The sequence below is a fragment of the Paenibacillus sp. YYML68 genome, assembly GCF_027923405.1.
GTDB lineage: Bacteria > Bacillota > Bacilli > Paenibacillales > NBRC-103111 > Paenibacillus_G.
This window is the reverse complement of the sequence record NZ_BQYI01000001.1, coordinates 4684139-4708133: the sequence shown is the minus strand read 5'-3', so window position 1 is coordinate 4708133 and position 23995 is coordinate 4684139. Positions and strand designations below refer to the sequence as shown.

The window sequence follows — 23995 nt, the reverse complement described above, 5'->3', positions numbered from 1 at the left end:
ACCTTCTTTCATTTATCTTTTTATCTAGCTTGTTCGACTGGAATGTTGAGCTCTTGCAGAAGCTTCACGACCTTATTCTCAATCTCGTCACGCGTGTTGCGGAAAGCTTCAATATCACTTGGAACCGGATCCGGGATGTCCCACTGTACACTCTGAATGCCGAATGGAACAATCGGGCATTTTTCTTTCACTTGCTCGCACAGCTTAACGATGAGGTTGGAGTGGGTAAAGGTCTTCATATTCAGTCCTTTAGCCTCACGCTGTGAGATGTCGATACCCACTTCCTTCATCACCTCGATCGTGAACGGATGAATGTCACCTGGTTCAAGACCAGCGCTCTCAGCGATGATATGTTCGCCGCCGTAATGCTGTGCATAAGCTTCAGCAATCTGACTTCTGCACCGATTGTGTATGCATAGGAAATACATGCGAATCTTCTTGCTCATCGTATCACTCTCCCGGGAGAAGTAAATTACTTTATAAGTATATAATAATTCAATTATATAATAAAGCAAGTAAAACCCCTGTTCATCTGCGACAATAGCAGTTGAACAGGGGGCTTCGTATTATTCAGGCGAGCCCGCAGGCATAACCTCTGGGGATGTCAGCTTATCGTAGAACTCGATGAACTTGTCTTTGCCCTCAGACGAGCGAAGCGCCATAGCCGAGCGTGGATGCTCGTTCAGTACGCCTGCGATCATGTAAGGGATAATGTAGCCCCACTCCCACTTCTCGCGCATCTCGATCATATGCTTCTCGATGATGTTGATGACTGGACGCACATCGTATCTCGGGTTCTTCAGATGGGAGACAAGCAGCTCAGTTGGGCAGTTACCTGCCGCGCGTCCCATTCCGTATACGGACGTATCGAGGAACTCGACGCCCTTCGCTGCACCCATGATCGTATTCGAGAATGCCAGCTGCATGTTGTTGTGCATATGAAGGCCGAGCTTCTTCGTTGGCAGCATACGCTGGAACTTCGATACGAGGTAATCAATGTCCTTGTAGTCCATGCTGCCGTAGGAGTCTACGACGTACACGACGTCAACTGGGCTCTTCGCGATCTCCTCGAACGCCTCGTTCAGATCATTCTCCATGACGTGCGACAGCGCCATGATGTTGATCGTCGTCTCGTAGCCGTAGTCGTGGAACTTCTGCACGAGATCGAGCGCCTTGTCTACATCCTTGACGTAAGTAGCAACACGGATCAGATCGAGCAAGCTTTGGTCACGCGGAAGAATATCCTTCTCATCGACGCGGCCGATGTCAACAAGTGCGGATAGCTTCGTATCCGTCTTGCGCGTAATGACTTCCTTCAGGAAATCCTCGTTCAGGAAGCGCCAAGGGCCGGCTTCGGCGCCCTTCAGCAGGTTAGCGGAGTTCTTGTAGCCGATCTCCATATATTCAACGCCCGCTTCGCTCAGTCCGTTGTACATGTCTTGAACAAACTGCACGCTGAAGTCCCAGTTGTTCACCAGACCGCCGTCGCGAATCGTACAATCCAAAATTTTGTGCTGATCATCTCTTACCATTACTCATTACCCCTCTCCAAATTGAATGAACATGTATGACGTTTCCTTTTTGGCTTTCAAGCTTTTTAGCTTTTAAGCTTTTTGGCTTTTAAGCGATAAAGCGTCTCTATTAATTACTAATATTACACATGCTCAGCCATTTGTCAATGATAACAAATTCGACATCTCGTCGCAATTGCATGACATGGAGAATAAGCACGTTCGGACGGGGCATCCTATAGCGAGCGCTAGGAACTTATACCATTTAGAGAAAGGACGATGGACATGTCCAGCAAGCCTATATTTTTTCAATTCGCAACGGACAAGGACGCCTACATGGCGCTAGATACGCTGGAGGAGCTCGGGTATTCGGTAAGCATGCATACAGAGGCGAAGCAGCCTGTGCTACAGGTTGTCGTAGACAGGCACGACCTGACCAGCTGCCTCGAGGTGTCCCAATCGCACGGTGGGTGCTTGCTGGAGACGCATCAGGGAGAGCGAGAGTCGGACGTCTATGCGCTGGCCTACCACACAGAGGATGGGATGATCCCAATTCCCGCTCATCTGGTGAACGAGGACCTTGCAGACAGTGAGCCAGTCACGTCAGCCTCTGCTTATATGAATCGTTCCAGCGGCGCTTACAACGACGACCATTCCGAGTTCGACCCTTCGGGTGACAGCTATGATGGCTTTGACGCGGGAATCCATTTGTAGAAGGAACAGATGCATAGCACGGCTTCTCTCACTGCAGGATCTATGAAGCTTTTCATAGGGAAAACAAAGTTGCCCTGCACCTATTTTTATAAACTTAGAAAACTCTGTTTCTCTAGACCCACACGATCGTGCTTTGATATGATGGGTTAGCTGTAACGGAGCATGTGCATGTTATAAAGAGGACGGGGGGATCTAGGTGGAGCCCTATGATCAATTGAAGGAAGGCGAGAAGGGCGCGTGGGTAAGCATTGTCGCCTACGTGCTGTTGTCTACGCTCAAAATCGCCATCGGCTACTTAACAGCCTCGGCTGCACTAACGGCTGACGGCATTAACAATACAACTGATATCGTTGTATCGCTTGCGGTGCTGATCGGGTTACGCATCTCGCGCAAGCCGCCGGATCGGGACCACCCCTACGGGCATAAGAGAGCAGAGACGATCGCCTCGCTAGTCGCCTCATTCATTATGGCTGCTGCCGGACTTCAGGTCGTACTCGGAGCGGCGAAGAGCTTCTTCGCGGATGAGCGGACGACGCCAAGTCTCCTCGCGGCATGGGTAGCGCTCGGAGCGGCGGTCATCATGTGGGGCGTATACATGTACAATAGCCGCTTGGCGAAGCGCATTCAGAATCAATCGCTGATGGCGGCCGCTCAAGATAACCGCGCCGATGCTCTTGTCAGCATCGGGGCAGCGGTCGGTATATTCGGCGCTCGGTTCGGTCTTCCGGTGCTTGATGCGGTTGCAGCGCTTGCAGTCGGTCTGATCATACTGAAGACAGCGTGGGACATATTCTCCGATGCGGCTCATACGTTAACAGACGGCTTCGACGATCAGCAATTGAAGGTGTACGAGGAGACGCTGACGACGACCCCTGGGGTGAAGGGCATCAAGGATATACGTGCCCGTGTTCACGGCAGCAGTGTGCTGCTCGATGTCGTCGTCGAGGTCAGCGCCGAGCTGTCTGTGGGGCAGAGTCACGATATTAGCGACGAGATTGAGCGGCGTATGCTGCAGGAGCATCACATTCGCAATGTGCATGTTCATATCGAACCGTTCGAGGAGCAGGAGCGCTCCTGAATTCATATCGATCCGATTCGCTAACACCAATAAGGCTGAAGTGAAGCGCTGCATAGAAACAGCACTTCGCTTCAGCCTTTGACATGTCCATGCTTAGCCGCGGTTCATCCCTGTATATTCGACATAAGCGAGCGGCAGCAGGGCGAGGGCGAGCAAGAAGATGACCGCCCCAGCAAGCCGATTGCCTTCCACCCACACGACACGCGCATAGCTGATCGTATAGTAGGCGAGATAGGCTCCGATGATTAAGTAGAGTATCCTCATTGAACGACCTCCTCCTGCCATTTCTCCTCGAACGGCTGCAGCTGTTTGCCGAACTGCTGAATAGACACGCTGAACGTAACCTCAACGTCTGCTCTTGGGTATTGCTCGATCCAGTCGTAGGCTTGGTATTGCTGGTACGTTGCAAATTTTTGGCGTGCGCTTAAGTACCAGGTGAACGGCTCGCCCTTGAATTCCGTCTGAGTTCGCTTGATCAGAGCCTTCGCCTTGCTTGAAAGCTGCTCTTCAATGGACTGCTTCAGCAGCTCTTGGTTGGACACATTGGCGATATAGTCGATGAGGCTAGGCGTGTTGATGAGGTGTGCCGTAATGGGCACGAACGCTTGCACACGAGGCCTGCTGCCGCTTATGTCGATGCTGACGGTCGGTTTTCTTTCACGCAGAAGTCGTACACCAACCCGGAATCTAGAATCCAGCGGATCGGTGTAGGTGGACATCCACGTCGAAGCTCTTATGCTCGAGGGCCGAAGCAGCAGCGCGAGCCGCGTCTCCTCACCCGTCATGGTGCCGATCATCCGGCCATCACGCAGAACCGCAGAGCCCATGAACTGCAGTCTTGGCTTACTGCGGTAGCCGATTTGTCCCGGCATGTAGCTATCCTCATTGCCATACGTAATCGTATCTTGCCTAGGTGCATTGGGGGCCTCCTCCTTGTCTTTGCCCTTCTGTCCTGTGGCGTAGATCGCAAGGAATAAGGTGTCGTCACCCTCCGTTCGCTGGAACAGCCGATTCAATGTGGAGAACGGCACGAGTCCGGTCTCCTTCCAGCGCGTCTGCATGAATTCGAAGTACTTGTGCGGCCGTGTCTCGAGTATGGGCTTGTTGCTACGAATAAAATCTGCGGCTGACTCCTTCGATACGATTAGATTTACCTCGCGCCGTAGCTGCCGATCCCGAATGGATGCCCCGATGAAATGCTTGAAGAGCTTCGAGCGGGCAAATTGCTCGCTGACGACCAGCGTCTTCGTATGGGCGAAGCTTATATTGCGGGTCACCATGGCATTAGCCAGATCCCGTCCGGTAATGAGATCAGGCGCTGAGAACGTAATGATGTCGCTTGGCGGTTCCTCTTGAGCGGTAGCCCGGTCGGAGGAGCCGATCTGAGGGTTCGCGATCTGGTACGTAATCTGAATGCCGGAGCCCTCCTTGGGATCGACGCCGACCACGACAGAGAAGGCCTGCTCCTCGATCTCCTGCTTGTCCCAGCAGCCTGATACTAGAATAGAGAGTAGCAGAGTGAGCAACGGTACATAGAAGCCATGGCATCTTCTCATGTAGAGATGGACCTCCTTCTCACCATGTTCAACAACGACAGCAAGAGAGGCAGCACGATGAAGAACAGCGATGCTAGGAACAGCAGCCGCTCTCTGGACAGAAGGAGAGTGGCTGTAATATTTTCCGGCAGCATGCCAGTGAACAGAATAAGTCCCGACATCGGGAGCAAGAGCGGCTCCCACTTATCCAGCTTCAGCGTCTGGCCCAGAATGGCTGTTACGATATAGATGTAGATGCCGAAGTGTACCACACCCGCCATGACCCAGAAGCCAAGGAACAGCGCTTCGATATGCTGAATATATGGACCGATGTCCGCAAAGCGGGTCAAATGCTGGAACGGGAACGCCTCCTTGCGTGTAGAGTGGAAGTCAAATACGGCGACGAAAATAATTAAGAACAGCATCATCAGGAGGACGACGGTGCCGAGTCCGAGCCAATTGGCATACCGATATTCCTTGTCACTACGTACGCAGGGGTAAAAAATGCTCAGCAGGAACACCTCAGCAAAAATGGAGCTGTACTTGAAGGAGGATACGGCGACTTGGCCGAAGCCCGGTCCCATATAAGGGGCCAGGTTCGCCAGCTCAATGTCCTTACGTACGAGCGCAACAAGGATCAGGTACACACCAATCACGTAAGGAATAATGACCCAGCTCGTCCTTCCGAGCGTCTCTAGTCCCTTGGAAGCGATATAGCAGCTTGCCGCGATGAGCAGCGTATAGAGAATGATCAGGGGCGTCTTCGGATAAAACATAAAGTTGACGATATCCGCATAGCTGCGGCTGTTGACCACAGTGCCCCAGAACATAATGGTAAAGGCTGACATGCCGATTATAAAGCCTACATATCGGCCTGTGAGCTTGTATAGCAGCTCAATCAGCCCGACGTTGTACCGCTTAAGCAGATGCTGCAGCAAGAGAAGCGGGCCGGCGATGATCAGCAGCGAGAGGAGCGGGATGAGCCACGCAGCGGTCAAGCCGGCCTGATACAAGAGCGCAGGCGTCGTATCGGACACCTTGACCATCATCGATAACAGAATGATCGACATGAACTCACGGCCGCCGCTTTTCCCATCGGAAGACTTCATGTTCTATTCCCTCCTCCAGATCGCTTGGCTGCCATCTGCATGCGAACCTGGAATGGGCGCAGCCATAGCTTCCAGACGGTCGGACGCAGGATGGTGTCATTGGCAGAACGGCTGTAAGGGGCTACCGGGTACAAGAACGGGACGCCGAATGATTTCACCGATACCATGTAAGCAATAAGGACCGTCAGCAGCAGCGACATGCCGAAGAAGCCGAGAATCGCCGCAGAGGCCAATATGGCGAAGCGAGTAATTCGTATGACGAAGCTGAAGCTAATATCGGATATGGTGAAGGAAGCAAGTCCCGTAATCGCAACGACGATGACCAGAATCGGACTGATGATATTCGCATCTACAGCTGCCTGACCTAGAATAAGCGCACCGACGATGCCGATCGTCGGACCGATCATGCTCGGGATCCGGATGCCTGCCTCGCGCAGCAGCTCGAACGTCAGCTCCATGATGAGCACCTCGAAGATGGCCGGCAGCGGCACCTTCTCACGCGTTGCGCCGATGGCGAGGACAAGATCGGTCGGGACCATCTCGACATGATAGTTCGTGATTGCGATGTACAGCGCCGGTGTCAGCAGCGCGACGAAGAAGGAGAACAGACGAATCATTCGTATAAAGTTACCGTAGAAGAACCGCTGATACATATCCTCCGATGTGTGAAAGAGCGACCAGAAGGTGACAGGTGCGATCAGGGCATGCGGCGAGCTCTCCATGATCAGCACGACATGACCTTCGTTCAGGAACGCGCACGCTCGATCCGGTCGTTCCGTAATGAGGTACGTGGGCAGCAGGGAATAGGGCCGATCCTCCATATATTGAGCCAGCATCGAGAGCTGGGAGACCGTTGTGCTTTCGATTGACTGTATACGCTGCTTCACCGTCTGGATCAGCTCGGGGTCGGCTGACGTTTTGAGATACATCAGATGAACGATCTGACGACCCTCATGCCCGATCGTAATCGATTCGGTAATGAGAGAGGCCTCCTTCAAATTTTTGCGCACCAAGGAACGATTGATGGTTGCTGATTCGACGAAAGCCTCCTTCGGGCCGAGCAGCACGTTCTCCGTCTGTACGATGTCGACGCTGCGGGCCTGGAAGCCCGGAGCATTCACGGACACGGCCTCGCACTCGAATTCAATCAGGAGCACCGCGAAGCCGTTCAACAGATCATGTACGACGTCCTCGGTATTCGTCACAATTCGGGCGCTGGCCGTTTGCAGCACGCGCTGCAGCAGCAGGGAGGCTGGGCGGTCCTCGTGCTCAGGCAATGGCTGCATGCTCGTCAGCAGAGGCTGGAGCACGTGATGCTCCACCGTCGATTCATCGACCACGCCTTCCAGATACAATAAGAACGCTTCACGCCGCAGCGCGGGAATATGAAGGGAACGAATATGCAGGTCTACGTTATCCGGATAGCCGAAGGCTTGCTCCAGCCGGGCTAGATTCGCCCGCAGACTCGTTTCTAAAGGCTGAGAGGCTGGCCCATGCGATGATGGCCGGGATGTGGAAGTCATCGTTTCCTCACGTCTCCTTTGTACAAAGAATGCTGCTCATGGAGCATGGAGCTGAATCATTATCGCTTAATGACCGTCGTCCAGAAGCCGCCGTGAAATTGCTTCGGCTCAATTGTAATGACGAACGCCTTAGGATCAAGCGCAAGAATCGTATCGTACAGCTTGTTATGGTTTTTACGCTTGGCGAGAATTTCCATGACGAGACGATCTCCGTCCCGACCCGCACCATACCAGGAGGTGACGCCGTAGCCTTTCTCCCGCAGCTGCTGAGCGATGCGTCCATCGGTGTCATTAGATATGACCTTGATGGTGACGTACCCGAGTGCTATCTTTTCCTCAATCCAAGCCCCGAGCAATATACCGAGCGCATACCCGAGTGCATAGACGACGAGGCTCGTCACTTCATTCAAGTACTGAAGCACCAGATGGAGGCCGAGTATATAGATTGTAATTTCTGCCGTGCTCAGCACAGCGGCTATGTATTTCTGCCCCTTCAGCGTCAAGATCATGCGTAAGGTGAAGAACGTTACGTACACAATCTGGATCGTAAATATGAACAGCCATATACGGACCATACCGTTTCACCTCCAGCCTTATGTTGTGTGAAACGTTGCGTAATTATCCTTTATTCGGAACATTATCCACATAAATAGCGGGACGGTTAGACATAATGGAGGTAAAGGAGGAGGGCTCGCTTGAAAAAAACTTCTAGCGTCTTTTGGATAACGCTTGTGATATCCGTCTTCTTCGTGCTGTGGGGAGCGATATGGCCGAAGCAACTTATTCAAAGCATGAACACACTTCAGACGTATTTCCTTGTCCGGTTCGGATGGTTCTACCAGCTGTCCGCTACCTTCTTCCTCTTGTTCGCTGTATTCCTGATCTTCAGCCGCTACGGCAATATTAAGCTGGGGAAGGATACCGACAAGCCGGAGTTCAACCGACTAACCTGGCTTGCGATGCTGTTCAGCGCGGGGATGGGCATCGGGCTTCTGTTCTTCGGTGTATCCGAGCCGATCTCGCACTATGCGAAGCCGCCTCTCGGTGCAGGGGGTACGAACGACAGTGCCAAGCTGGCTCTGCAGTATACATATCTACACTGGGGGTTCCACGCATGGGCGATCTACGCCGTTATCGCGCTAGCGCTAGCCTATTATAAGTTCCGCAAGGGTCTTCCCGGACTGATGAGCGCTACGCTGTACCCGGTGCTGGGGGAGCGAGTGAATGGCTGGATCGGTAAGCTCGTCGACATGATCGCCGTCATCGCGACGATCTTCGGCGTAGCTGCATCGCTAGGCCTCGGGGCCGCGCAAATTAACGGAGGCATCAGCTATTTAACCGGCATACCGAACAACTTTACCGTTCAAGTCATTATCATATCGATTGTGACGGTCTTGTTTATATTGTCGGCTGGCACCGGCGTGAAGCGGGGCATTAAATATTTGAGCAACGCCAACATGGTGCTGGCGCTTATTTTGTTCGTCGTCTTTTTGGCGATGGGGCCGACCGTATTTTTGCTGGACCTGTTCACGACGACGTTCGGCACGTATGTGCAGAATTTGCTCGGCATGGGCTTACGTCTTGCGCCGTTCAATGAGCAGAATGCGAGCTGGCTGCGCTCCTGGACCATCTTCTACTGGGCATGGTGGATCGCGTGGGCGCCATTCGTCGGCACGTTCATCGCACGAATATCGAAGGGTCGAACGATCCGCGAATTCGTCATTGCAGTGCTCATCATTCCTTCGACCTTCTGTGCGGTCTGGTTCGGCGTATTCGGGGGAACGGGCGTCTACATGGAGCATGTGCTCGGACTGCCGATCGCCGCACAGAGTCTGGAGACTGCACTGTTCTATGTGTATCAGCAGCTGCCGCTGGCGAACGTGCTGATCGTCGTGACGCTGTTCCTCATTACGACGTTCTTCATTACATCAGCCGATTCTGCCACATATGTGCTCGGTATGCAGACGACGTACGGCAGCCTAGAGCCGCCAACCGCTGTGAAGGTGATCTGGGGACTTGTGCTCTCCGCATCCGCCGTCATTCTGATGTCGTCAGGAGGACTGCAGGGCTTCCAGACCGCCATCATCGTCAGCGCGTTCCCGCTGGCGGTCATCCTGCTGCTGATGGTCATCTCAATGCTCCGATCGTTCCATGAGGAGCGGTCGACGAAGCCTCCGGAGCGCAAGGGTCAAGGCAAGGAGCAGAGGCCGGAAGAAGCGGGAGACGGGGCATCAAGCAGAGAGAAGGCAAGAGTGTAAGAGCGTGTCCATCGACTCGGTAGGATGAAAAAAAGCCCGGCTTAAGCTTCAGAAGCTTGCCGGGCATCTTCGATGCTGGGAGCCGTATACGGCTCTTGTCAGCCATTATCCACAAAGTTATACACATTATCCACATTGCCTAAAATAGCGCTGTGAATAGCTCTAGCTCCATCTACACACATATCCACAGATGATGTTATCCACAACCGTAATGCGTCTTCCCCTATCCACAGCTGTCGCTATTCCAGCTCACCGCTTCTCGCGGCTAACGCCAGCTTCGCGGCATGCTTGCCAGCTGAATGGCCGGTCGAGAAGGCGGCTGTAATGTTATAGCCTCCGGTATAACCGTGAATGTCTAGTATTTCCCCGCAGAAGAACAGACCGTGCATCAGCTTCGACTGCATCGTCTTCGGATCAATCTCCTTCAGGTTCACGCCGCCGCCCGTAACGAACGCCTCCTGAATGGACAGCGTGCCGTTCACACGAATCGGATAAGCCTTAATCAGCTTCGCGAGCTCCAGCCAAGGCTGCTTCGGAATATGATCGTAGGTGAGCTCCTCGGATAACGAGGCAGCTGATAGCAGCATAGGTATGATGCGCTCGGGCACATAGCTCTTCAGCACGTTCTTGATCGACTTGCGAGCTTCCTGCTTCGCGAGCAGCAGCGTCTGGGCGTACACGTCAGCGGCGCTTCGGTCCGGCTTCAGGTCGAGCGTGAGCAGCACGGTGCGAGGCCCGGCTTGTACCTGCTTCAGCGCCTTGATGACATACTGGCTGCAGCGCAACGCCGTCGGTCCGGATAGGCCGAAGTGAGTGAAGATCATATCGCCTTGGTGCTCGACGAGCCGCTTGCCCTTCGCGTTCCATACGGTCAGTCGGATCTCTCTGAGCGACAGCCCTTGCAGCTCCTTGCGTTGGATGAACGGCTCCCCGGAAGTGAGCGGCACCTCGGTCGGGTAGAGCTCCGTGATCGTGTGCCCGGCCAGCTCGGCCCATGCGTAGCCGTCTCCCTCGGAGCCCGTATGCGGAACGGACTTGCCGCCTACCGCAACGATAACGCAGCGGCACTTGATCACCTCGCCGGAGCGCAGCTTCACGCCTGACACAGCGCCATCCCGATATATCACCTCGCGCACCGGGCTGTTGACCTTCAGATGCACCCCTTGCGTGCGCACCTTGCCGACCAGCGCGTCGACGACGCTCTTCGCCTTATTGGACACCGGGAACATCCTCCCATTATCCTCCTCCTTCAGTGCAATGCCCATACTTTCGAAGAAGCGCATAATATCCCGATTCCCGAAATCGTTCAACGCGCTGTGTAGAAACTTGCCGTTGCCTGGAATATGCTTGATCAGCTCATCCGTATCCTTCGCATTCGTCACGTTGCAGCGGCCGCCTCCGGAGATACCGAGCTTGCGTCCGAGCTTATCGCCCTTGTCGAGCAGCAGCACCTTCGCTCCTTGTCCACTCGCGGCCACAGCGGCCATTAGTCCGGACGAACCGCCGCCGACAACAATTACATCATATGACATTATGACAGACCCCCTGTATACGCTCATTATAAAAAATGTGACGGCATTCTTCAAAATTAGTGTCAGTCGCTCCTACAAGCTTTGACAAACTTTTAATCATAACTATATTATAATCGGGATGTTAACGAACCTTAGATAGAGGAGTGTCGAACACACGATGAGTCAATCTGAAGTGAGCGTGAACCGTAGTCAGCTGCAGCAGCGGATCGTTCAGCTGGCGGTCGCCAATCGTCAACTAATGCAGGATGTGACCGCTAATGCAACAGCACTTATTATGACCAAAGAAGCGATTACGGCGAATAAGCTGCAGATGAAGCTGCTCAGAACTCAGCTGAAGGAGCTGCGAAGCGGGAGGTCCGTCAGTCATCATCTATAAAAGGGGCGTCAAAAAAGACGAGGCGACATGCGCCTCGTCTTTCATATTTATCTATAATATCAGGATTAGGCCGACTTGATACCAGCGACTTCAAACTGCAGCTTGCGCACCGTTAGACGCGCGATCCGCAGATCATCGGTCTCCTCGATAATGAATTCGTAGTTGTCGCCATACATGATGGCATGGCCTCGCTTCGGAGGTATCTCGACCTGCGAGTAGATCCAGCCTCCGATCGTATCGTAATCCTCTGATTCGATCTCAAAGCCGAAGTGCTCGTTCACCTCGTCGATCAACAGACGTCCGTCGATGGAATATGTCAGCTCATCCTTCTTCTCAATGCTCGGACGCTGCTCCATATCGAATTCATCCCGAATGTCGCCGACGATCTCCTCGAGTATATCCTCGATGGTGACGAGTCCAGCTGTGCCGCCGTATTCGTCGATCAAGAGCACGATCTGTACCTTCTTACGCTGCATCAGCTTCAGCAGGTTGCTGATCGGCATCGAATCCGGCACCTTCGTGATCGGTCTGACGATCGAATGAATATCAGATACACGAGTGCTGGCTTGATGCTTGAGTAGATCCTTAATGTGGACGAAGCCAATGATGTTGTCCTTATCCGGATCACAGACCGGATAACGTGTACGCATCTCGGTCAAGGCGATCTGCATGTTCTCCTCGAACGTCAGGTTGGCGTACAAGCAGTTCATGTCCGTTCGCGGAATCATAATTTCCCGAGCGTTCGTCTCGGCAAATTCGAATATATTGTCAAATAGTGTAAGCTCTGTGTTGTCGATGTGACCGCTCTTGTGGCTCTCCTTCATCAATACCCGAATCTCATCCTCGGTGTGCGCGGACTCGTGCTCATTCGTTGGCTCAATACCCGCAAGCCGCAGCATCCAATCGGATACGCCGTTCAGCGCCCAGATGAGTGGAAACATCAGCTTATAGAAGATGATCAACGGAATGGCTGTCCAAAGCGTCACCCGCTCCGATTGCCGGATCGCGTACGTCTTCGGGAACTGCTCCCCGAGCGTAATGTGAAGCGAGGTAATGATAGTGAACGCGATGAAGAACGATACAGCATGCAGGGCAACGTCGCTTAATCCGAGCCAGTCCTTCAGCACAGGCTCCAGCAATTGCGAAATCGCCGGTTCTCCGACCCAACCGAGCACGAGCGACGTGAGCGTAATACCGAGCTGGCAGGCGGATAAATAAGCGTTTAAATTACCGGTAATTTGCTGGGCGACGCGAGCGCTAAGGTTGCCGGTCAGGGCCAGCGTGTCGATCCGCGAATTACGCACCTTGACGAGCGCGAACTCGGCGGCGACGAAGAAGCCATTCAACAGCACTAAGGCTACAATCAAAACCGCGTTAATCAAAAATAAGGGTAACGGGTCACTACTCAAACATTCCCTATCCCCTCTGTGAGGTGGATAGGTACACCTCCTTGGACAGTCGATTTTTTTAGAAAATATAATACTTTCTTATGTATCATTATAACGGATGGCGAAGAGCGTCTCAAACGATGTGCGAGGGCTTCAGGACGATGCTTGGCGTGCTGAGCAGGTACACGGCCTGTTTAATCCCGTAATTCAACCGCATGTACGCGAATTTGAACAAATTTGTTCGTTTTAAGCGAAAAAACCGGGGTTGGGTGAAAAAGGAGAAGAAGCTGCAAGTAATCCAACCTTCCATTCAGATCTGTGGCCTAAATAGTTGCAATGTGGTGGTTGCAAATCAGTTGATAATGTGGTATTATGATCTTTATATTTATATCCGCGAAATTCCCCACAGAATCACACCTCAAAAGATTGTTTACATTCCCACATTAATCTCACGTTAGAATGATTCGGTAATGTTCAGAGCAGGATGTATTGTTGCATGGTGGTTCAACTGATTCTCACTGGCGCGGTCTTCGGAGCCGCAAGGATGGAAGAGAGGCAGGGCTTTCGTTGTTTTAGTTAGTCAGCATGATGGATGACTGATTCGAAGAGGAATGGTGCATGCAGGCGTGGCATGCAATAGGATACGAATGAACGATGGACTTCGAGCCGTACAGGGACGAGGTCCATTTTATTTTGTCCAGACCTAACATGTCGATCTGTAGGGAGCCTGTTGGTTCAAGATAGGATATATTGGCATTGTAGCATGAGCTTACCTTACACCGTATTCGAGCCATACTAGGCGTACGATGATGATGGGGGGGGCTCGGAATGAGAAGTGTGCGCGGGATGTCCATTCTAGCCGCGTTGTTGGTGCTTGCTTCTGCACTTGGTTACAGGGAAGGCTCGTTGCTCACGAGGGAAGGGGGGGCGCCGCAGCATCAAGCTGTCATACATAAGGTCGAGGATGAATATGGTCCACCGTACAGTCCTTGGAGTTCGTCCGAATCGACGAGCCTGAGCTCATCTACGCCTCCGCAAGCAAGAAGCACGGCTGACCGTGAGGTTGAACATCTACAGAAGTCAGATGCTTCACGCAAGATCGCGTATTTAACGTTCGATGACGGTCCGTCCAGTCATACACCACGAATACTTGATATTTTGCAGCGGCAGCATGTACAGGCGACCTTCTTCGTCATTGGGAAGGAACGGGAGACAGATAAGCGGATGTACCGGCGTATTGTAGAAGAAGGCCATGTGCTGGGCAACCATACGTACTCCCATGATTACAGTCGAATATATCGATCGACGGAGGCGTTCCAGCGGGATGTGGAGCGGCTGAACATGCTGCTAGAGGAGCAGACAGGTGTGAAGCCGGACATATTGCGCTTTCCCGGAGGGTCGAATAACCATATAAGCTGGAAGGCGGGCGGTCGTCGAATTATGGCAAGTATTGCCCGGGAAATGTCGAAGCAAGGGATCGCTTACTTCGATTGGAACGTGAGCTCGGCGGATGCGGCAGCCGTTACACTCGATAAGCAATCTATTGTACAAGCTGTGAAGCAGAACAGCGCGCATAAGGATCGTATTATCGTATTGATGCACGATATGGATAAGAAGACGACGACGGTGGAGGCTTTGCCGGAGATCATTACTTTTTTGAAGCGAGAGGGCTATGAATTCAAGGGGCTTGATAAGGAGGAGTCGTTCCGCTGCCAATTTCTACAGCCGCCAGCTTGACTGATTCATGACATACATTCGCATACTAAGCGCATAGGGAACGAAAGGAGATGATAAGAATGGCTGACAACAAAGGCGTCAAGAACGCTTCCAAGGAGCAGGCGAAGCAGGTGGAGAAGAACGAAGCGGCGGAGTCGTTTCAAGCGGGAGACAAGAGGCTGACTGGGCCGAACCGTCCTTCGGTCTAACGAATCGGATGAAGGGAGGCGCATGGTGATGAGCGAGCAATCGAAGCAGTCATATGAGAATGTAGAGACGAATATCGAGTATAATCGCACTAACGATCCCGAGCTCGATCCGTTCGAAATTAACTTTCGACCGGAGTTCACGGAGGACCGCGGTCCTCGTAAGCCGTTCGTGAATGAGCATGGCGTGCTGATCGGGGATCATCAGTATGAATCGAGCAATTCCCCGCTGGAGAAGTGGAGCAAGGACGTCGATCCGTCTGTCATGTCGGGCGATGAATGGGTGCATCCGTATAAGGATGTAGGGTTCCAGACGACTGAGAACCGCGAGCTGTTCGAGGAAGGAATACGTCCGCAAGCGTATCCGTTCATGCATTCGGACAAGGATGTCGCGTACAAGACGTTCCAGAGCGGGGAGCGGGACCCGAAGAAGCGCGGAGACAGCTCATCGGATTCTAATTAACCGAGTAGGCTGCTACAGGCAGGTGCAGATGCCATTTCAGACGACAGGCATGGAGCCATTCGCTTTGCTTTCACCTGAATACCCGAGTATAATGGGCATAAGTCGTATATCCATTATTGTTATAGATAAGGAGTGAATTGTCCATGTCCATGTCGTTTGAATCATATATGAAAGATATGGTGCAGCCTATGCGTGACGAGCTGACCCGTATCGGCATTCAGGAGCTTCGCACACCGGAGGATGTCGAGCAGGCGCTCAGCAATATGCAAGGAACTGCACTGATCGTCGTGAACTCCGTCTGCGGCTGTGCTGCAGGTCAATGCCGTCCAGGCGTTGCCAAGGCGCTGCAGAACGAAGTGAAGCCGGATCACCTGTACACGGTGTTTGCCGGTCAGGATAAGGAAGCGACAGCGAAGGCGCGCGAATATTTCGCACCGTATCCGCCGTCGTCTCCGTCGATCGCGCTGATGAAGGACGGCCAGCTCGTTCATTTCATTCAGCGTCATCAGGTGGAGGACCGCTCCGCGGAGATGATCGCGGCCGATCTGATCGGAGCCTTCGAAGAATACTGCAAATAAGAACAGCTAGCACTCCCGCTTATGGCCTTTAGGCTCTGGGCGGGAGTTTTTCCAATTAACGTGACATGGGAGAGGGTGGAGAGGATGAGCATCCAGCAAGACATTATTCAGAAGCTAGGCGTGCAGCCGCACATCGAGGTGAAGGAGGAGATTCGCAAGCGGGTCGACTTCCTCAAGTCGTATGTGCTGAGCGCGGGCGTGGACGGCTTGCTGATCGCGATTAGCGGCGGCATCGATAGCGCGGTGGCGACTGGTCTGTGCAAGCTCGCAACCGATGAGCTGAGCGAGGAGAAGGGCCGCGAGTTCAAGACGGTCGGCGTGTTCCAGCCGTACGGTGAACAGGTCGACATCGCAGACAGCTACGCGGTGGCAGAGGCGTTCGCGCTCAAGTATCGGGTTGAGACGAACATCGAAGAAGCGGTGAACGAGATTGCGCTGGAGGCCGAATATGGCCTGAAGTCGATCGGTGTTCATCGCCATCTGAGCCGTGCAGGCAAGGGCAATGTGAAGGCGCGTACGCGGATGGTCGTCCAATATGCGCTGGCGTTCGAGCTTAATCTGCTTGTCGTCGGCACAGACCATGCGTCCGAGGCAATTACGGGCTTCTTCACGAAGTACGGCGATGGAGCTGTTGATCTGACACCGCTCAGCACGCTGAACAAGCGTCAGGTGCGTATGCTGGCCGAGGAGCTTGGCGTGCCGCGCAGCGTGCTCGACAAGGCGCCGACTGCCGGACTGTGGGAGGGGCAGACGGACGAGGCTGAGCTTGGCATTACGTATGAAGACAATAGCGACTACCTAGAGGGCAAGCAGATCGCACCGGAGGCGCAGCAGAAGCTCGAGCGTCAATATGCGAAGACAGAGCATAAGCGCTCGCCGATTCCAGGTATTTAAGGTTTTATTGTATGAAAAAAAGCACCGTACATACGGCCGGCCTGGAGCTGGCGGATGCACGGTGCTTTTTGTGTGTGAAATCAAAGGGGGGCGCCTGCTACTAACGCACGGCCTGCAGCACCCGGAGCGTCCGGTCCACGATGTCCTCGATGTGTGCCCTCGTCGTACAGAGCGGCAGCCAGTAGTAGATCGTATCGCCGAGCGGCCGTAGAAACAAGCCTTCCTTCAGTCCTTCCAGATAGACGCGGAAGCCGATTCGCTCGTCGAACGAGTAGCGCGTGCCCGCATCGCGGCTGCGGAACAGATCGAATGCGCCGACCATGCCGAGGCTGCGGACGTTCGCCGGTCCATCGAGCGACTGGAAGCGGGTCATCTGCGTCTTGAGGAAGGCGGCGCTCTCCACCGTCCGCTCCAGCACATGCTCGTCCTCCATGATGCGCAGCGATTCGAGTGCGACGGCGCACGATACTGGATTGCCGGTAAAGCTGTGCCCGTGCGTGAACGTCTTCAGCTTCGGATAATCGTCATAGAACGCGTCGAAGACGCCGCTCGTCGTCATTGTGACGGCCAGCGGCAGAACACCAGCGGTCAACCCCTTGGACAAGCACATGAAATCAGGCGTAATGCCGGCGTGCTCGCAGGCGAACAGACGGCCTGTCCGTCCGAAGCCGACGGCGACCTCGTCGGCGATGAGGTGGACGTTGTAGGCGGTGCACAGCTCCCGCAGGCGGGTAAGGTAAGACGGCGCATACATGATCATGCCGCCTGCCGCCTGCAGCAGCGGCTCGATAATGATCGCCGCGAGCTCCCCGGCCTTCTCCTCGAACAGCGTCCTAACCGCTTCGAGCGCCTGTTGCGCGGCGGTCTCCGCATCGCCACCCGGTGCTAGCCGAGGGTCAGGCGAAGGGACGCTGTACGCATCGAACAGCAGTGGACGGAACACAGAGAAGAACTGGTCCGTTCCTCCGACGCTGACCGCGCCGAGCGTGTCGCCATGGTAGCTGCTGTCGACGTAGACGAACTTCGTCTTATCCGGACGGTCGGACTGCTGCCAATATTGGAACGACATCTTCAGCGCGACCTCGACCGAGGTGGAACCGTTATCGGAGTAGAACACTCGGTCGAGTCCCGGCGGCGTCAGCTTGACGAGCTGCTCCGCCAGCTCGATGCCCGGAGAGTGAGTCAAGCCTGCGAACATGACGTGGTCCATCTGTCCGAGCTGACGGTTGATCGCCTCGCGGATGCGCGGATGCGCGTGGCCGTGAACGTTCACCCACCACGAGGAGTTCGTGTCATAGTAGCGCTGGCCGTACGCATCGTAGAGGAAGACGCCCTCTGCCTTCTCAATAAGAATCGGGTCGCGCTCCGCGTAATCCTTCATCTGCGTGAACGGATGCCACACATAGGAGCGGTCTGCCTGCAGCAAGCGCTCCGCCTGCTTAAGATCCATAGCTCGAGCCTCCTTGAACTTCCATATTCAATCGATTACGATAGAGCGAATGAGACGGCGATGTTCGCTAATATCCTATTGTACCACTCGGGAATGAGACAGTGAAAGGGGCGCGTTGGACATGATTGTCGGCATCGGCACGGACTTATTGGAGATCGAGAGAGTACGCCGCATCTTAAGTGAGGCTTCGGGAGCGAGATTTCTGGAGCGGGTGCTCACTCCGGCAGAGCGAGAGCTGGCCCAGGGGCGCGCAGGACGGCTTGCGGAATTCACAGCTGGGCGATTCGCTGCGAAGGAGGCGGTGGCGAAGGCGTTCGGCTGCGGCATCGGCAAGCAGCTGTCGCTGCAGGACATCGAGGTGCTGCCTAGCAGGGCGGGGAAGCCAGAGTGCCGTATCTCAGCAAGAAGCAAGGAGCGCCTGTACCCGCTTCTCGGATTGCCGGTGCCGCAGGATGCAGCAGTACAGGGGCGGAAGGATACCCTCGTGATACATCTGAGCATTACGCACAGCGACACGGCCGCTATGGCGTACTGTATTATCGAGCGGGTAGACGGTACAAGGCACTCATAAGCTGGAAGAAGCCTCCTTCCCAACCTAGATCGGTGGGAAGGAGGCTTCTTAACATATGCTAGGCTTACTTCTTCGTTGCTAGCCATTGAGCGAGGCCGTCGATCTCCTCGGGCTTCAGCCTGCCCTGATAGCCGGGCATTCCGTTGCCGCCCTTGGCGATCTGGGTAGTAATTTGCTCCACGCTCAGGCGGGCGCCGACCTGCTGGAGGTTCGTCTTCCCGCCCATACGCCCTTCGAGGTTGGCTGCGTGACAGGAGAGACAGTTCTGCTTATACAACGCCTGAACGCTCTCCGACGCGCCAGCCATAGCCGTTTCCGGTGTGACGGCGCTCGTCTTGCCGCCACCGAACGGCTCTGGGCTTTCCTTCGCTGTGCAGCCTGTGAGCAGGGCGAGCGTCAGCAAGCCGCATGCTGCACTTAACTTCCATGGAGTAACTTTCATCTTAAGACCTCCTGTTCGATTTCCATAACTGAATCATGACTGCGAGTGCGAGCAGACTAGCGCCGCTGAAGCCGGTGATCAGCACGGGGGCGAAGCCGAGATAGCTCCAGCCGACCGTTGCGGTGAGAGCCAGCTGCCATAGCGCGAGGCCGAGCACCGGCTTGCCGAGCTTGCGGCTCAGCGCACCGTAGAAGCAGGCGAGCAGCACGCCTTGTCCAATGTGCCAATCGAGCGGCTGGAGGACGCCAGTGCGGGCTGCTAGATAGAGGATCGCGACCAGTGCGCACGTCCCGAACAGCATGAGCCCGTTCAGCCGAGAGTCCCCTGCAGCAGGCGGCCGAAGCGCATTGCGCTTCCTTCGAATGTACTGAACCGATTCCGTGGCGAACAGCGCGAGCACGATGACAAGGAACGGACTGACCGGAGCCTTGCCGAATTGCTCGTAGAACTGCAGGGCGGCCAAGCTGACCCAGGCTGCCCCCCATATGTATAAGTAAGCCGCATAAGGAGCAGCCTGCGCATACGCTGCTGAGTGTGAGCCCGATTGCGCGGTTAAGTATGGGGTGTCGGTTGTGGATTCGGCATTTGCCATGCAGATCGCCTCTTTTCACTATACAACGTCAAGATGAACATCCGACGCGCTGCATCGGAGAGATGTTCCTTCTGGACTTTACATGACACATCTAACCACAGCGTACACATTCAAGTGAAGCAAGTCAAATTCATCTGGGGAAGCTACAATTGGCCAATAGTTCCAGCGGTTGTACCGTTTGGGCTAGCAGATCCATTCAGCTATAATAGGAAGATAGCTTGCTCGAGTAAAGGGGACAACAGGAGATGGAAGCGACGGAAGCTAAACGATATTTTTCGACCGAGCTGCTGAGCTGGTACCGTCGTCATAAGCGGGACTTGCCGTGGCGGCGTCACCGGAATGCTTACTATACGTGGGTTTCAGAAATTATGCTGCAGCAAACAAGGGTCGACACGGTCATTCCGTATTTCAACCGGTTCATCGAACAATTTCCGACAGTCCAAGCGCTCGCGGAAGCTCCGGAGGAGGAGGTGCTCAAGGCTTGGGAGGGGCTAGGCTATTATTCGCGCGCTCGCAACCTGCAGAGCGCTGTTCGCGAGGTGCATGAGAGCTACGGAGGCGTAGTGCCCGACTCGAAGGAGGCGGTGTCGGCGCTTAAGGGAGTCGGCCCGTATACGACGGGCGCGATCTTGAGCATCGCCTACAATAAGCCGGAGCCTGCTGTCGATGGTAATGTGATGCGGGTGCTCTCGAGATATTTCCGCATCGAGGATGATATCGCTAAGCCTCGAACACGCGTTCGGATGGAAGTGCTCGCGCAGGAGCTCATTCCGGAAGGAGCGGCCGGCGACTTCAACCAAGGCTTGATGGAGCTGGGCGCGCTCGTCTGTACGCCGAAATCTCCGCACTGCCTGACGTGTCCGGTCATGGCGCATTGCGCAGGGCGTGCAGCAGGCGTCGAGGAGACGCTGCCGGTGAAGACGAAGGCGAAGCCGCCCCGGCCTGAGGCGCGTGCAGCGATCATCTTGCAGGGTAGCAGCAGCGAAGCCGGCAAGGTGCTCATTCGCCAGCGGCCTTCGACCGGGCTGCTGGCCCGGATGTGGGAGCTGCCGCACACCGAGCTGTCATCTGCTTCAGCTGGCGCTGGAGCAGCTGCGCTGCCAGCAGCTCATGCCGCGCTGTCGGCACACCTCGCCGAGCAGGGCTTCGCGCTCGAGGCGCCGAGGTGGCTGCTGCAGACCGAGCATACGTTCAGCCATATTCATTGGCAGATGGACGTGCTGCTAGGGAGTCTGGATGTGTCTGTGTCGGGTTACGGAGCGACTGACCGTCTGCCCTCGCATTACAGGTGGATCAGCCGCGAGGAGATGGCGGATTTCGCGTTCCCGAATGTTTTTCTTCGTATCCTGAACGCATACTTTGATCAGCATGCATAGCAACAACCCCCTTGGCTTTGGCGTCGAGGGGGTTGTTGTGCGATTATTGGCTGCCAGGCGCATGTCGTCCTGGACAGCCTGCGCAGCCTTCGCTAGCAGCAGCATGTTTCAGTAAATCATTTTCTTTAATGCTTCGAGGTCACGGACAAGTATGAACTTTTTGTCGATCGTGATGATGCGGTCTTCTTGCAGCTCCTGAAGTACCTTGGTGACCGATTCACGTACGGTTCCGACCAGATTGGCAAGCTGTTGGTGGGTAAGCTTCATGTTGATGAGGATGCCGTTCGGCTTCAGCTGACCGTATTGCTCCGCTAAGCGAAAGATCGTCTTAATAATGCGGGAACGCACGTCGAGAAAGGTCAGATCGTAGATTTGTTCGTTCGTCTTGCGCAGACGCTCCATCGTAACCTCTAGCAGTCGCATGCACAGCTTCGGGCTGCGCTCCATGAACTGATGGAACTCCGAGCGCACCAGTGTGAAGATCGAGCAGTTGTCGAGCGTCTCCGCCGTCGCGGAGCGCTGTAGCCCCTTCTGCATAAGCGCCATCTCACCGAAATAGTCCCCGGCATGAAAGAGAGACAATATAATCTCCTTGGCGTTATCGATCCGATACACCTTGACGACACCGCTATGGACGAGGAAGAACTCGTCGCCTACATCGCCTTCGAAGAACAAGATCGTACCTTTCTTATACTTGCGTTCAATAAACAAGGGAGCAATCGACTCGAGCTCGGCAGCGGACAGATCGTGGAAGATGGGTACATTTTGCAGGAGCGGGATCAATCGGTTCATGAGCCTCACTCTTTCCATATTGAAGAAAAATAGATATGAATAGCTAAATTATAGCGTGAAACAGTCGAATACACCAGCACAACATGACGAATATCGACACCTTCACGAGAAAAAACACGGCAAACTCCTTGCGGAGCGTACCGTGTTCTCTGAGATGAACTAACAGGCTCGCACAATATCCGAGCTTGTTGCCTACTATTGTACAGCAGCCTCGTAGCGCTTGCCGACTTCTTCCCAGTTCACAACGTTCCAGAATGCAGCGATGTAGTCTGGACGCTTGTTCTGATACTTCAGGTAGTACGCATGCTCCCATACGTCCAGTCCGAGGATTGGCGTCTCGCCTTCCATGATCGGGCTGTCCTGGTTCGGCAGGCTGTATACCTTCAGCTTGCCTTCCTTCGTTACTGCGAGGAACGCCCAGCCGGAGCCGAAGCGAGTAGCGCCCGCCTTCGCGAAATCTTCCTTGAATTTATCGAAGCCGCCCAGCTCGTTGTTGATCGCGTCAGCGAGCTTGCCAGTTGGCGCGCCGCCAGCGTTAGGGGCGATTGTTTCCCAGAAAAGAGTGTGGTTCGCATGGCCGCCACCATTGTTGCGAACAGCTGTACGGATGCTCTCAGGCACGCTGTTCAGATCACCGATCAGCTCTTCGATGCTCTTGGACTGCAGGTCAGCATGACCTTCCAGTGCAGCGTTCAGGTTCGTCACGTACGCGTTGTGGTGACGGTCGTGGTGGATCATCATGGTCGTTTCGTCGAAGTGCGGCTCAAGTGCGTTGTTCGGGTAAGGAAGTGCCGGTAATTGGTGTGCCATCTTCTAATCTACCTCCTAGAATATGAGAGTTCCATTGCCTATTATCGCCGATTTACCATATAAAATCAACATTTATGTATGTTAAGTAGCCATACTCTAGCGAGCGTTTGTCTGCTTATCTTGTTCATGTCCGCGGCGTTCGATCTCCTGGATGATCTGACTTAGCATCGCGGTGCCTTGCGCGTTCAGCCATGGCGACAGGTCGCTCATGACGCGCTGATGATAGTGCAGCTCCTCCGAGCTCCACGCGTCCGCCTTGAGGTCGTTCAGCTCATGAATGCGACGAATGTCGGAGCCTGCTTCTTGCTGGTGCGTATGCATGCTATTCCCTCCCTTCTCCTCCCAAAGTTTACCGACTTATCGTTGCCGTGTGTTCAGCGTATTATGCATGCCCTCTGTAGACCTCGTGCCAGCTGCCATGACATGAAAAAAAGCGGAGGTTAGCCCCCGCTTGAGGATGATGAGCTGCCGATGCCGCCATGCGAGCTCGAGCTGCCGCTGGATATGCCGGAGGAGCTGGAGAAGCTGCTGCTTCCACGAGATGAGCTGGATGAGCTGAAGGAGTTGCCAGAGGAGCTGCTGCCAGACGTTCCGGAGCTGCTCTTGGATGCGGCTGCACTGGACGTGCTGGGGCTGTTGTTCGCGCTGGCTGTGCCTGTGCTGCTCTTAGTGCTGGATGAGCTCGCTGAGCTGGAGCTGCTGCTCGAGCTGGCCGTGCCCGCGGCTCCTGTTGAGCTGTTCGGCGACGTGAACGTTCCAGTTCTTGCGCTGGTCGTAGGTGGCGTCGTGCTGCTCCCCGTCGTGCTGTTGCCAGTCGTCGTACCTGATGGCGTCATCGCGCTCCCAGAGCTCGTAGTGCTCGAGGCTGTGCCGCTTGAAGGCTTCGTCGCTTTGGCGGCGGAAGCCGCAGCGGTAGCGGAAGCCGCAGCAGCGGCGGCAACAGCAGCAGTAGCGGAGTAACGCTTGTAATATCGCTTCTTGCCGTCAATGATGTCATAATCGTCAAGCTCGATCTCTCCGCTGCCGTCGTCACATTGCAGATCTTCATTCACATCGAAGCAATAGTCCTCCGGCTGCGCTT

Annotated in this window: 27 protein-coding genes; 12 read left to right on the top strand and 15 right to left on the bottom strand. The window is 54.5% G+C overall.

The window, feature by feature from the left end; translation table 11 throughout:
• Positions 1-20: 20 nt before the first annotated feature.
• Positions 21-446, bottom strand: coding sequence for an arsenate reductase ArsC (locus tag PAE68_RS21130; protein ID WP_281890251.1), 426 nt, complete (start codon positions 444-446; stop codon positions 21-23).
• Positions 447-566: 120 nt separating this feature from the next.
• Positions 567-1532, bottom strand: a complete 966-nt coding sequence (locus PAE68_RS21125; RefSeq protein WP_281890249.1) for an aldolase catalytic domain-containing protein — start codon at positions 1530-1532, stop codon at positions 567-569.
• 264 nt (positions 1533-1796) lie between these two features.
• Between PAE68_RS21125 and PAE68_RS21120 the strand changes: the two genes are divergently transcribed.
• Together PAE68_RS21120 and PAE68_RS21115 are read left to right on the top strand one after the other, a co-directional pair.
• The gene (locus PAE68_RS21120; RefSeq protein WP_281890248.1) at positions 1797-2225 is read left to right on the top strand and encodes a hypothetical protein; all 429 of its coding nucleotides are present in this window, start codon (positions 1797-1799) and stop codon (positions 2223-2225) included.
• A gap of 196 nt (positions 2226-2421) precedes the next feature.
• Positions 2422-3303 carry a cation diffusion facilitator family transporter gene (locus PAE68_RS21115; protein ID WP_281890246.1) on the top strand — a complete coding sequence of 294 codons (882 nt, stop codon included), beginning with the start codon at positions 2422-2424 and terminating at the stop codon, positions 3301-3303.
• Positions 3304-3396: 93 nt separating this feature from the next.
• Here the strand turns inward: PAE68_RS21115 and PAE68_RS21110 are convergent, their stop codons facing one another.
• Genes PAE68_RS21110 through PAE68_RS21090 form a run of 5 tightly spaced genes read right to left on the bottom strand, consistent with a single transcriptional unit; the run spans position 3397 to position 8045 of the window.
• Positions 3397-3567 (bottom strand): hypothetical protein, encoded by a 171-nt coding sequence (locus PAE68_RS21110; protein WP_281890244.1) that lies wholly within the window; start codon positions 3565-3567, stop codon positions 3397-3399.
• Complete coding sequence (locus PAE68_RS21105) at positions 3564-4859, bottom strand: Ger(x)C family spore germination protein (protein WP_281890242.1); 1296 nt, start codon at positions 4857-4859, stop codon at positions 3564-3566. The genes PAE68_RS21110 and PAE68_RS21105 overlap by 4 nt, the downstream gene beginning before the upstream one ends.
• Positions 4856-5947, bottom strand: a complete 1092-nt coding sequence (locus PAE68_RS21100) for a GerAB/ArcD/ProY family transporter (protein WP_281890240.1) — start codon at positions 5945-5947, stop codon at positions 4856-4858. The genes PAE68_RS21105 and PAE68_RS21100 overlap by 4 nt, the downstream gene beginning before the upstream one ends.
• Positions 5944-7470 carry a spore germination protein gene (locus tag PAE68_RS21095; protein ID WP_281890238.1) on the bottom strand — a complete coding sequence of 509 codons (1527 nt, stop codon included), beginning with the start codon at positions 7468-7470 and terminating at the stop codon, positions 5944-5946. Before PAE68_RS21095 ends, PAE68_RS21100 begins: the two co-directional genes overlap by 4 nt.
• Positions 7471-7529: 59 nt before the next feature.
• Entirely contained in the window at positions 7530-8045 is a 516-nt protein-coding gene (locus PAE68_RS21090) for a DUF2179 domain-containing protein (protein ID WP_281890237.1), read from the bottom strand.
• A gap of 120 nt (positions 8046-8165) precedes the next feature.
• Here PAE68_RS21090 and PAE68_RS21085 point away from each other — a divergent pair, with 120 nt between their 5' ends.
• The gene (locus PAE68_RS21085) at positions 8166-9728 is read left to right on the top strand and encodes a glycine betaine uptake BCCT transporter (protein WP_281890235.1); all 1563 of its coding nucleotides are present in this window, start codon (positions 8166-8168) and stop codon (positions 9726-9728) included.
• 239 nt (positions 9729-9967) lie between these two features.
• On the opposite strand, the gene PAE68_RS21080 is transcribed toward PAE68_RS21085, so the two are convergent.
• On the bottom strand, positions 9968-11260 hold the full coding sequence (locus tag PAE68_RS21080; protein WP_281890233.1) for a BaiN/RdsA family NAD(P)/FAD-dependent oxidoreductase: 1293 nt from the start codon (positions 11258-11260) through the stop codon (positions 9968-9970).
• Between the two features lie 157 nt (positions 11261-11417).
• On the opposite strand from PAE68_RS21080, the gene PAE68_RS21075 reads away from it, so the two are divergent.
• Positions 11418-11636, top strand: a complete 219-nt coding sequence (locus PAE68_RS21075; RefSeq protein ID WP_281890232.1) for a hypothetical protein — start codon at positions 11418-11420, stop codon at positions 11634-11636.
• A gap of 65 nt (positions 11637-11701) precedes the next feature.
• Here the strand turns inward: PAE68_RS21075 and PAE68_RS21070 are convergent, their stop codons facing one another.
• A complete protein-coding gene (locus PAE68_RS21070) occupies positions 11702-13003 on the bottom strand; it encodes a hemolysin family protein (protein ID WP_281890230.1) in 1302 nt (433 codons plus the stop codon).
• An 849-nt stretch (positions 13004-13852) separates the two neighbouring features.
• Here PAE68_RS21070 and PAE68_RS21065 point away from each other — a divergent pair.
• The 5 genes from PAE68_RS21065 to nadE all read left to right on the top strand — a co-directional run bounded on the left by PAE68_RS21065 (position 13853) and on the right by nadE (position 16881).
• Complete coding sequence (locus PAE68_RS21065) at positions 13853-14761, top strand: polysaccharide deacetylase family protein (RefSeq protein WP_281890228.1); 909 nt, start codon at positions 13853-13855, stop codon at positions 14759-14761.
• A gap of 59 nt (positions 14762-14820) precedes the next feature.
• Positions 14821-14949 (top strand): hypothetical protein, encoded by a 129-nt coding sequence (locus PAE68_RS21060; protein ID WP_281890226.1) that lies wholly within the window; start codon positions 14821-14823, stop codon positions 14947-14949.
• 28 nt (positions 14950-14977) lie between these two features.
• Positions 14978-15409 carry a DUF3905 domain-containing protein gene (locus PAE68_RS21055; RefSeq protein ID WP_281890224.1) on the top strand — a complete coding sequence of 144 codons (432 nt, stop codon included), beginning with the start codon at positions 14978-14980 and terminating at the stop codon, positions 15407-15409.
• 143 nt (positions 15410-15552) lie between these two features.
• Entirely contained in the window at positions 15553-15987 is a 435-nt protein-coding gene (locus PAE68_RS21050; RefSeq protein ID WP_281890222.1) for a BrxA/BrxB family bacilliredoxin, read from the top strand.
• 84 nt (positions 15988-16071) lie between these two features.
• Positions 16072-16881 carry an ammonia-dependent NAD(+) synthetase gene (gene nadE / locus PAE68_RS21045; RefSeq protein ID WP_281890220.1) on the top strand — a complete coding sequence of 270 codons (810 nt, stop codon included), beginning with the start codon at positions 16072-16074 and terminating at the stop codon, positions 16879-16881.
• A 100-nt stretch (positions 16882-16981) separates the two neighbouring features.
• Here the strand turns inward: nadE and bioA are convergent, their stop codons facing one another.
• Positions 16982-18331 carry an adenosylmethionine--8-amino-7-oxononanoate transaminase gene (gene bioA / locus PAE68_RS21040; protein WP_281890219.1) on the bottom strand — a complete coding sequence of 450 codons (1350 nt, stop codon included), beginning with the start codon at positions 18329-18331 and terminating at the stop codon, positions 16982-16984.
• Positions 18332-18452: 121 nt separating this feature from the next.
• Between bioA and acpS the strand changes: the two genes are divergently transcribed.
• Complete coding sequence (gene acpS / locus PAE68_RS21035) at positions 18453-18902, top strand: holo-ACP synthase (protein WP_281890217.1); 450 nt, start codon at positions 18453-18455, stop codon at positions 18900-18902.
• A gap of 64 nt (positions 18903-18966) precedes the next feature.
• Here the strand turns inward: acpS and PAE68_RS21030 are convergent, their stop codons facing one another.
• Complete coding sequence (locus PAE68_RS21030; RefSeq protein WP_281890215.1) at positions 18967-19344, bottom strand: c-type cytochrome; 378 nt, start codon at positions 19342-19344, stop codon at positions 18967-18969.
• Between the two features lies 1 nt (position 19345).
• The gene (locus PAE68_RS21025; RefSeq protein ID WP_281890213.1) at positions 19346-19936 is read right to left on the bottom strand and encodes a hypothetical protein; all 591 of its coding nucleotides are present in this window, start codon (positions 19934-19936) and stop codon (positions 19346-19348) included.
• A 245-nt stretch (positions 19937-20181) separates the two neighbouring features.
• On the opposite strand from PAE68_RS21025, the gene mutY reads away from it, so the two are divergent.
• Positions 20182-21312 carry an A/G-specific adenine glycosylase gene (gene mutY, locus PAE68_RS21020; protein ID WP_281890211.1) on the top strand — a complete coding sequence of 377 codons (1131 nt, stop codon included), beginning with the start codon at positions 20182-20184 and terminating at the stop codon, positions 21310-21312.
• Positions 21313-21420: 108 nt separating this feature from the next.
• On the opposite strand, the gene PAE68_RS21015 is transcribed toward mutY, so the two are convergent.
• From PAE68_RS21015 to PAE68_RS21005, 3 genes are all read right to left on the bottom strand, one after another.
• A complete protein-coding gene (locus PAE68_RS21015; RefSeq protein WP_281890210.1) occupies positions 21421-22104 on the bottom strand; it encodes a Crp/Fnr family transcriptional regulator in 684 nt (227 codons plus the stop codon).
• Between the two features lie 195 nt (positions 22105-22299).
• Entirely contained in the window at positions 22300-22914 is a 615-nt protein-coding gene (locus tag PAE68_RS21010; protein WP_281890208.1) for a superoxide dismutase, read from the bottom strand.
• Between the two features lie 96 nt (positions 22915-23010).
• The gene (locus tag PAE68_RS21005) at positions 23011-23235 is read right to left on the bottom strand and encodes a hypothetical protein (RefSeq protein ID WP_281890207.1); all 225 of its coding nucleotides are present in this window, start codon (positions 23233-23235) and stop codon (positions 23011-23013) included.
• Between the two features lie 150 nt (positions 23236-23385).
• Between PAE68_RS21005 and PAE68_RS21000 the strand changes: the two genes are divergently transcribed.
• Positions 23386-23874 carry a hypothetical protein gene (locus PAE68_RS21000; RefSeq protein WP_281890206.1) on the top strand — a complete coding sequence of 163 codons (489 nt, stop codon included), beginning with the start codon at positions 23386-23388 and terminating at the stop codon, positions 23872-23874.
• The last annotated feature ends 121 nt before the right edge of the window (positions 23875-23995 follow it).